Here is a 10,005-nt window from a genome sequence, read left to right as displayed (position 1 = left end):
ATGCCCAAAAACAGACAGTATTATAGAAAAACAAAATATCCTGACAAAGTCGCAAAGCCCAAAAGCCTTGTATTTGTCAGGATATTTCTATTTCGTTCTGCGGGAAGTAAAATTACTTATTTCCCGACAATCCCTTTTTAGTATTTACATTTATATGCTCTAAAATATGGAAAGGTCTGTAGGAAAGTGGTAAAATAATAGTGGTTATAAAAACCTAACTTAAACGGTTTAGGTTTAGGCATGGACGTGAATGTTGAAAAATTGACTTGTGAAAAAGTTTAAAGGGGGTCTAATGAAATACAAGGGGGTATATTTTAGTTTAATAAGTTTTTTCTTGAAAAAACCTATGATAAGAAAATTCGGTAAGGATAAGACCGAAGAAAGTTTAAAAAAGGCACGCGGTTTATACAGGCAAATGATTGAGAGTACTGAGGATATAGGCTCTAACAACCCTATGGCCGGCAATATTTATTCGGCATATGTTTTAATGGCTGTGTGCCGGGCAGGGGATTTTGGTGTTGATGATTTTAATGAGATCATTGTTGAATTTTTAAATAACAAATTGATCGGCAAACTCAAAGGCGGTTTTGATTTAAATAATCCTAAAGATATGAAAAGGTTTTCCGACAGGATGCATAAAATGGCGGATTGGGCAGATAAACATCCGGAGTATAAGGATAAAACTTGGGACTTTAATTTTGATGAGGAGATGCACAGTGACGGTTTTTATTACCACTTCACAAGATGTCCCATTGAAAAATTCGCAAGAGATAACGGTTATCTGGATCTTTTACCGATGTGCTGTGATATCGATCATCTTATGTTTGAGAAAGGAAAGGGCGTATTACATAGAGAAAGCACATTGGCATCAGGCGGGAAAATATGTGATTACTGGGTTGTAGGGGACAAGAATAAAGATCCTAAGTGACAATGGGCATAAAAAAGACAGCGAGTAGCTGTCTTTTTTATGGTTGATAATTTATCAGTCATACTTTCTCAATAAGTGATTAAATACTATTTTTCCTATAAATAATTGGCTAATCAAGTATATTGATAAATAGATCACGATATATTCTGTATCCATGATATCTAATACTCCAAGTAAAGAATATGCCATGATAGATAGAGCAGTGATAAACATACCAAACAAATAAGCATATCTTCCTGATTTATCCCTAAGCTTTTGTTTTAATTCATCTTGCTGTTCTATTCTTTCAATTTCTAATTTTTCATCATATTTTTCATTATGCCTTTTCCAATAAAAATACTGAGCTATATTCACAATGCCGCCAGCTACAAAAGCACCTGTAAGTCCGTAAAATACTCCCGACATTTTATTTGCATCAAAAGTAATAGCTATATATAACGATATTCCGGATAATATAACATAGATCAGTACATAAATCATATTACTTCTTTTCATGGTTTTTCTCCTTTTAATATATAAATATTTCTTCTATTGTCTTGTTGAAATATAAAGCTATATCAAAAGCTAAATCCAAAGACGGATTATATTTGCCGTTTTCTATTGCACTTACAGTTTGCCTTGATACTTTTAATTCTTTTGCGAATTCTTCTTGAGTTAAACCTTTAAGCTTTCTTAATTTATCTAAGTTATTCTTCAAATACACTACCTCTTAATGTAAAGCTTCCTTTACATTAAGTATAAATAAATTTTTTGTTTATGTCAAGCTACCTTTACATAAATTATATTTCAATGTTGTAAGAATATTGAAAACAGTTTGGAAAGCACAAAAATAAGATTGTTATTGTATTTTGAAGATATATACATTAGAATTAAAGTATCTTATATGGTTTTAATTTCTAAAATTCTAAGTTTCAAAAAATAATCCAACAGTAAATTTTTTTGGTATAATAAGGAGGAGATATGCAAGATAAAGATATAACGGAGAAGATGCTTGAAAAGTACAATGATGTATTTGCTGATATCTTAAATGTACTTTTGTTTGCCGGTAGAGATGTGGTTGATGAATCTGCACTTATGGATGCATTACCGATGAGTATGCTAAAGATTGACGGAAGAGTCAGAACACAGGAAAGAGATATAGCAAAGTATTGGCGTAAAAATAAAATCAATGTCGCATTATTTGGACTTGAAAATCAGACAGTACCAAATAAACTTATGCCTCTTAGAGTATTTGGTTATGACGGTGCAGAGTATGTAAAGCAAAGCAGAAAAGAAAACGGTGACAGGGCAAAGTATCCTGTGATTACATTGGTATTGTACTTGGGATATGAGAGGAGATGGAATTATCCGAAAAGACTTTTTGAAGTTCTTGATATAGATGAAGATGTTCGTCCTTATGTAAATGATTTTAAGATAAACTTATTTGAAATAGCCTATCTTGAAAGAGAAAAGATAGACTTATTTAAAAGTGATTTTAGGATATTGGCTGATTACCTGTATCAAATGAGGGAAAATAGAGATTATATAGCTGATGAAACGAATATTGCTCATGTGGAAGAACTTTTAACATTAATGTCTGCAATGACAGGAGATAACAGATTTGAAGAAACGATAAACGATTTCAAGGGAAAGGAGAAAGTCAATATGTGTGAAGTACTGGATAGAGTAGAGGCCCGGGGGATAGAAAAAGGGATAGAAAAGGGAATAGAAAAAGGAATTGAACAGGGTATTAAAAGAGGTACCATAAACACGCTTATATCATTGGTAAAGGATGGATTAATTAGTCTTGATGAAGCGGCAATCAGAGCAGATATGAGTGCAGAAGATTTTGAAAAATATATAAAATAAAACAGAAACTTAATGGAGGCAGCATAGGCTGCCTTTTTTATAAGTCAAATGACAAATATATTCATATAAAATTAGAGTTCTTTCTTATTCTAAAAGGTGCTATACTAAAAATGTTGTGAAATTATTATTGTATATACTATTTATATAACTATAAATTAAAGAAGGAGATCTTATGCAAAAAACTTATACAAATTCATATTTGTTAAAGCGGTTTTTACCATATTACGGCAAGTACTATCCAACATTAATACTTGATCTTATATGTGCAGGTTTTTCAACCATGTGTGATCTGGTGCTGCCGATAATACTCAGATATCTGACAAATACTGCAAGGCAGGATTTGAGCCTCCTGACTGTAAAACTTATAATGACACTTGGAGTAATATTTGTTTTACTCAGAGTGGTTGATACCATAGCAAACTACTATATGCAAAATATAGGCCATGTGATGGGGGCAAAGATAGAAACGGATATGAGATATGATATTTTTTCTCATATACAGCAGCTCCCTTATTCCTACTATAATACAAATAAATCGGGTCAGATATTATCAAGAATTACTACGGACCTTTTTGATGTTACAGAGTTTGCACATCACTGTCCGGAAGAGTTTTTTATAGCACTGGTAAAACTTGTAGTTTCATTTGTAATACTGATAAATATAAATATAACTCTTACACTTACCATATTTATTATGATACCGATAATGGTATTCTTTATGTCTTCCACAAATAACCATATGAGAAAGGCACAAAAGGCACAAAGAAATCACGTAGGTGAGATCAATTCAGGTATTGAAAACAATATTCTGGGCGCAAAGGTTGTAAAATCATTTGCAAATGAAGAGTTGGAAGTAAAGAAGTTCCATAAAGAAAATTTGAGATTTCTGTATATTAAAAAAGAGTTCTACAAACATATGTCAAATTTTCAGGTGGTATACAGAATATTTGACGGAATTATGTATCTGACAGTTATAGTACTTGGAAGCTACTATATGAAGGTCGGTAAAATAAATGCAGGTGATATGTTTCTTTACACATTGTATATAAATATGCTTTTAAATACAGTAAAGAAAATAGTTGACTATATGGAGCAGTTCCAAAGGGGAATGACAGGTATTGAAAGATTCATTGAGATAATGGATGTAAAGAACGATATAGTCGATAAGGAAAATGCGAGAGTATTAACGGATGTATCCGGAGATATAGAATTTGAGAATGTAAGCTTCGCATATCCTGACAGTGATTCAAAGGTACTTGATGATATCAGCTTTAGCATAAATAAAGGTGAGAATATTGCTATTGTAGGTTCTTCAGGTGTAGGTAAAACAACTATATCAAATCTTATACCGAGATTTTATGAGGTCACTGAAGGTGCAATACTTATAGACGGCACAGATATAAGAGATTTCAAGCAAAAGTCATTGAGAGATAATATAGGTATTGTGCAACAGGAAGTGTACCTGTTCTCAGGAAGCATATATGAAAATATAGTTTACGGAAAAAAGGATGCAAGCTTTGAGGATGTAGAAAAAGCCGCAAAGATGGCCGGTGCCTATGACTTTATTATGGAGCTTCCGGATAAGTTTGATACATATATAGGAGAGCGTGGAACTAAGCTTTCAGGTGGACAAAAGCAGAGAATAAGCATAGCAAGAGTATTCTTAAAGAATCCACCGATACTTATACTTGATGAGGCAACTTCAGCACTTGATAATAATTCGGAAGCCATAGTGCAGCAGTCACTTGAAATACTGAGTAAGGGCAGAACTACAATCACAATAGCACATAGACTTTCAACCATAAGAAATGCAAGCAAAATCTTGGTGCTTACGGAAAACGGTATAGAAGAGTCAGGCACACATGAAGAGTTGATGAATAAAGAGGGAATATATTTTAATCTGTATAATAAGAATATTGATGAATTAAAGGAATAAATATTATGGAAAGTATTTTTGATTTGATAGATGAAAAAGAGCTGGTAGACATATTTTCAAAAGCAGTGGACATACCTAGTACAAATCCAAAAGGAAATGAAAAGCCTATGTGTGAGTATGTGGAAAGTCTGCTAAAGCAAAACGGTATTGAGTATTTTAGTGTACCGGTGGAAGAGGGAAGATATGATATCATAGCAAAGCTTAACGGAAAAACAAATAAGGATGCTATTGTTTTCACAGGTCATATGGATGTGGTTCCGGTATCTGATGATGAGATAAAAAGATGGAATACACCGCCTTTTAAATCCACTATAAAGGACGGAAAATTATATGGCAGAGGAAGTGCCGATATGAAAAGCGGACTGATAAGTGCTGTATATTCTATGATACTTTTGAAGAGAAACAATATTATTCCTGAAAGAGATATAATAATTGCGGCTACCATAGATGAAGAAAACTTTATGAAGGGATCAAAGGCATTATATCAAAATAAGGTGTTTGATAATGCAAAATATCTTATCGTATGCGAGCCTACCGATATGAAGATATGCAATCGTCAAAAGGGTAGAACATGGGCTGATGTCTGTGTACATGGCATGACTGCTCACGGTTCACAAAAGGGTGTGGGCGAAAATGCCATATATCTTGCGATAAAGCTTATAGAAAAGATAAAGAACACTGAATTTAAAGATTATCCTGATACATTCTGGAGAACATTGGCTATAAATGCAGGTGTGGAGCCGCAGGTAGTGCCTGACAGATGTGTGTTTACAGTGGATGCCAGACTACAGGTAGGACATAAGCCTGAGCATATATGGGAAAAACTGGATGAACTTATAGATGAAATAAAAGCGGAAAATCCTCATTTTGATGCTACATACAAGATAGCCGATATGAGAACATCATGGGATACATCAAAGGAAGACAGACTAATAAAGACTATTAAAGCCACATTAAAAAAGCTGGGTATGGATCCGGAGTTTGACACCTTTACAGGCTCTACAGATGCAAGTATGCTTATAAAAAATGAACTTATACCTGTAATTATAGGACCGGGAGATTTATCGGTGGTACATAGGGAAAATGAATATGTCAAGCTCTCACAGCTCTTTGATTCATGCAGGCTGTATATTGACATAATGTATGGTATGTAATAAGCGCTTCATTTCCCACTATTATTGTAAGAATGCTGAAAAAATGTTATTATAAGCATTATTATTCAAGGTTTAACGATAGGAAGAAAAGATGATTGTTGATCAAAGTAAAATTAGAAATTTTTGTATTATTGCACATATAGATCATGGCAAGTCTACACTTGCAGACAGAATTATAGAAAAGACAGGGCTCTTGACCAGCAGGGAGATGCAGTCTCAGGTTCTTGACAATATGGATCTTGAGAGAGAAAGAGGAATTACCATAAAGAGTCAGGCGGTAAGAACTGTTTACAAGGCAAATGACGGTAATGAATATATATTCAATCTTATAGATACACCGGGACATGTGGATTTTAACTATGAGGTTTCAAGGTCTCTGGCTGCCTGTGACGGTGCCATACTTGTAGTAGATGCGGCACAGGGTATAGAGGCACAGACACTTGCCAATGTTTATATGGCGCTTGATCATGACCTGGAAGTATTTCCTGTTATAAATAAGGTGGATTTGCCAAGTGCCGATCCGGATTTGGTTGCAAGTGAAATAGAAGATGTTATAGGAATAGAGGCACATGATGCTCCAAGAATTTCAGCCAAGATAGGACTGAACATAGAGGATGTTTTGGAAGCGATAGTTGCGAAAGTTCCGGCGCCGGAGGGTGATCCCAAGGCACCTTTGCAGGCACTTATTTTCGATTCAATATATGATTCATATAAGGGAGTAATAGTATTTGTCAGAATCAAAGAGGGAAGTGTAAAAAAAGGCAATCCTATAAAAATGATGGCAACCGGAGCTGTGGCGGAAGTTGTGGAAGTAGGGTATTTCGGTGCAGGCCAGTTTATTCCATGTGATGAGCTTTCTGCAGGCATGGTAGGCTATATTACGGCAAGTATAAAGAATGTAAAGGATACCAGAGTCGGTGATACTATTACATTAAACAATAATCCTTGTGAAAAGGCATTACCGGGATATAAGAAGGTAACACCTATGGTCTATTGCGGACTTTACCCGGCGGACGGTGCAAAGTACAATGACCTTAGAGAGGCACTTGAAAAGCTGCAGTTAAATGATGCTTCGCTTTTCTTTGAACCTGAGACTTCACTTGCACTCGGATTCGGATTCAGATGCGGTTTCCTTGGACTATTGCATTTGGAAGTAATACAGGAAAGACTTGAGAGAGAATATAATCTTGACCTTGTTACTACAGCACCGGGTGTTGTATACAAGGTATTTAAAACTAACGGCGAGGTTATAGAACTTACAAACCCTTCAAATCTGCCCGATCCTTCAGAGATAGAGCATATGGAGGAGCCGATAGTTTCTGCCGAGATAATGCTTACAAAGGAATTTGTAGGATCTATTATGAATCTCTGCCAGGAGAGAAGAGGTATTTATCTTGGTATGGAATATATTGAGGAGAATCGTGCAATTTTAAAATATGATTTGCCTCTGAATGAAATAATATATGATTTCTTCGATGCACTAAAGTCAAGATCAAGAGGTTATGCCTCACTTGATTATGACTTAAAGGGCTATGTACCTTCAAAGCTTGTGAAGTTGGATATTTTGATAAACAAGGAAGAGGTGGATGCGCTGTCATTTATAGTACATGCGGATTCCGCTTATGAAAGAGGAAGAAAGATGTGTGAGAAGCTTAAAGAGGAGATACCGAGACACCTGTTTGAGATTCCTATACAGGCGGCAGTAGGTTCAAAGGTAATAGCAAGAGAGACCGTTAAAGCCATGAGAAAAGATGTTTTGGCAAAGTGTTACGGAGGAGATATCTCAAGAAAGAGAAAGCTTTTGGAGAAGCAAAAAGAGGGAAAGAAGAGAATGAGACAGATCGGAAATGTGGAAATCCCTCAAAAGGCGTTTATGAGTGTACTTAAATTGGATGAGGATTGATAAAGTATGTCAATGAAAAAGTTGGAATTATATGTGCATATACCATTTTGCGAAGAAAAATGTAGGTATTGTGATTTCTTATCCTTTAGAGCTGATGACAGTGAAAAGAAAGCCTATGTTAATCAGCTTATAGAGGAGATAAAAGCGCAGGGACAAAATTACAGTGAATATCTTGTGAGTTCAATTTTTATCGGTGGAGGTACTCCGACTACACTTAGCGGAATCTGGATACTTGATATTATGAATGCTGTTCGTGAGAACTTTATAGTTGAAACCGATGCGGAAGTTTCTATTGAATGTAATCCGGGTACATTGTCAAAGAGCAAGATAATGCATATAAAAAAGGCCGGAATCAACAGGATAAGCTTCGGTTTGCAAAGCAGTATCGAAGAGGAGCTTAAAGAGCTTGGAAGAATACATACCTATAAAGATTTCTTACAAAGCTATCAGCTTGCAAGAGAGTATGGGTTTACAAATATAAATGTAGACCTTATGAGCGGTTTGCCGAATCAGACAATTGACAGCTATAAGACTACATTAAAAAGAGTATGTGCTCTAAAGCCTGAGCATATAAGTGCGTATTCACTTATAATAGAGCCTGATACTCCGTTCTTTGACAAGTACGGGAGTGAAGAGGGCAGTATGCTCCTACCGGATGAGAATATAGACAGAGAGATGTATGCTCTTACAAAAAATATTTTAAGAGAGCATGGATATGAGCGATATGAAATAAGCAATTATGCAAAGCCCGGAAGAGAGTGCAGACATAATATAGGCTATTGGACAGGAGTTTCTTATCTTGGTCTTGGAGTAGGCGCTTCAGGTTATGTGATGAACAGACGCTTCCATGTGGAATCGGATTACAGAAAATATATGAGTGTAAAGATGCAGCAGGATATTACACCGCTTTATTGTGATCTGGAAGAACTTGACATCAAGGCAAATATGGAGGAATTTATGTTCCTCGGTCTCAGACTTACAAGAGGTGTATCCAGACATGAGTTTAACGAGAGATTCGGTGTAGATATGTTTGAGGTATTTGACAGACAGATAAAGAGAAATATGATGTTAAAGCTTATGGAATATAACTCGCCATATCTAAGGCTAACCGAAAAGGGACTTGATCTCAGCAATATGGTAATGTCAGACTTTTTGTTGGATTAAAAGACTGAGAGGAAGTATGTTATATTTTATAAATGATTATAGCGAGGGTGCAACGCCTGAGATTTTAGACAAATTACAGGAAAGTAATTTATCCAAGCAGGCAGGTTATGGAAGTGATGAGTTTTGTATTTCCGCAAAAGAAAAGATAAAGGAAGCTATAAAGACCGATGCTGAAATTTTCTTTGTAAGTGGTGGTACTCAGGCAAACAAAATAGTTATCGGAAGTATTTTGAAAAACTATGAGGGTGTAATTGCGGCAGATACCGGACATATATCGGTACATGAAGCGGGAGCCATAGAAAACACCGGACATAAGGTCTTTGGATTGAAGTCTGAGAACGGCAAGCTGGCGGCAGATACTGTAAAAAGATTCTGCAGAGACTTTTACGCAGATGTAAATCATGAGCATATGGTATATCCCGGAATGGTCTATATATCACAGCCTACAGAGTATGGAACTTTGTATTCAAAGAATGAAATAAAAGAGATAAGATCTGTTTGTAATGAATATAATATTCCTTTTTTTATAGACGGAGCAAGACTTGCATATGCACTTGGAAGCAGTGAATGTGATACAGGTTTGGAAGATATTGCAAGATTATGTGATGTATTTTATATAGGCGGTACAAAATGCGGTGCACTGATAGGTGAAGCGATAGTATTTACAAATAAAGGGCTCAGTAAACATTTCTTTACCGATATGAAGCTCTTTGGAGCCGTATTGGCAAAGGGAAGGCTGCTCGGAATACAGTTTGATACATTGTTCAGTAATGATTTGTACAAAAAACTTGGAAAAAAAGGTGTAGATGCCGCTATGAAGATAAAGAAGGCTTTGATTGAGAAGGGATATGAGCTTTATATAGACTCCCCTACCAATCAACAGTTTATTGTAGTGGATGATGTTACGAGAGATAGATTATCAAAGGATATAGGCTTCGGATTTATGGAGACTCTTGAAAACGGAAAGCATGTTATAAGATTTTGTACAAGCTGGGCTACAGAGAATGAGGATGTGGAGAGGCTGATTTCCATATTGTAAAAAAGATATAATATTTACCGATATATAAGGAGG

9 protein-coding genes are annotated in these 10,005 nt (G+C 35.6%); 7 read left to right on the top strand and 2 right to left on the bottom strand.

Features of this window, described 5'->3' with window-relative positions; translation table 11 throughout:
• Window positions 1-292 precede the first annotated feature (292 nt).
• Complete coding sequence (locus SBH76_RS12600) at window positions 293-928, top strand: L-2-amino-thiazoline-4-carboxylic acid hydrolase (RefSeq protein ID WP_317978058.1); 636 nt, start codon at window positions 293-295, stop codon at window positions 926-928.
• Window positions 929-982: 54 nt separating this feature from the next.
• Here SBH76_RS12600 and SBH76_RS12595 read toward each other — a convergent pair whose 3' ends face one another.
• Together SBH76_RS12595 and SBH76_RS12590 are read right to left on the bottom strand one after the other, a co-directional pair.
• A complete protein-coding gene (locus tag SBH76_RS12595; protein ID WP_317978057.1) occupies window positions 983-1,423 on the bottom strand; it encodes a hypothetical protein in 441 nt (146 codons plus the stop codon).
• A gap of 13 nt (window positions 1,424-1,436) precedes the next feature.
• A complete protein-coding gene (locus tag SBH76_RS12590; RefSeq protein ID WP_432706867.1) occupies window positions 1,437-1,631 on the bottom strand; it encodes a helix-turn-helix transcriptional regulator in 195 nt (64 codons plus the stop codon).
• 257 nt (window positions 1,632-1,888) lie between these two features.
• Between SBH76_RS12590 and SBH76_RS12585 the strand changes: the two genes are divergently transcribed.
• The 6 genes from SBH76_RS12585 (at window position 1,889) to SBH76_RS12560 (ending at window position 9,972) form a co-directional block, all read left to right on the top strand.
• Window positions 1,889-2,776, top strand: a complete 888-nt coding sequence (locus SBH76_RS12585; protein ID WP_317978055.1) for an Rpn family recombination-promoting nuclease/putative transposase — start codon at window positions 1,889-1,891, stop codon at window positions 2,774-2,776.
• 172 nt (window positions 2,777-2,948) lie between these two features.
• Entirely contained in the window at window positions 2,949-4,712 is a 1,764-nt protein-coding gene (locus SBH76_RS12580; RefSeq protein WP_317978054.1) for an ABC transporter ATP-binding protein, read from the top strand.
• A 5-nt stretch (window positions 4,713-4,717) separates the two neighbouring features.
• The gene (locus tag SBH76_RS12575) at window positions 4,718-5,866 is read left to right on the top strand and encodes a M20 family metallopeptidase (protein ID WP_317978053.1); all 1,149 of its coding nucleotides are present in this window, start codon (window positions 4,718-4,720) and stop codon (window positions 5,864-5,866) included.
• 91 nt (window positions 5,867-5,957) lie between these two features.
• Entirely contained in the window at window positions 5,958-7,769 is a 1,812-nt protein-coding gene (gene lepA, locus SBH76_RS12570) for a translation elongation factor 4 (RefSeq protein ID WP_317978052.1), read from the top strand.
• Between the two features lie 6 nt (window positions 7,770-7,775).
• The gene (gene hemW, locus SBH76_RS12565) at window positions 7,776-8,933 is read left to right on the top strand and encodes a radical SAM family heme chaperone HemW (protein ID WP_317978051.1); all 1,158 of its coding nucleotides are present in this window, start codon (window positions 7,776-7,778) and stop codon (window positions 8,931-8,933) included.
• A 16-nt stretch (window positions 8,934-8,949) separates the two neighbouring features.
• On the top strand, window positions 8,950-9,972 hold the full coding sequence (locus SBH76_RS12560; RefSeq protein ID WP_317978050.1) for a threonine aldolase family protein: 1,023 nt from the start codon (window positions 8,950-8,952) through the stop codon (window positions 9,970-9,972).
• Window positions 9,973-10,005: the final 33 nt, after the last annotated feature.

Source organism: Lachnoanaerobaculum sanguinis (assembly GCF_033242365.1).
GTDB classification, from domain to species: Bacteria; Bacillota; Clostridia; order Lachnospirales; family Lachnospiraceae; genus Lachnoanaerobaculum; species Lachnoanaerobaculum sanguinis.
Note: the sequence above shows the minus strand (reverse complement) of the source record. Positions and strands in the feature narration are given on the sequence as shown.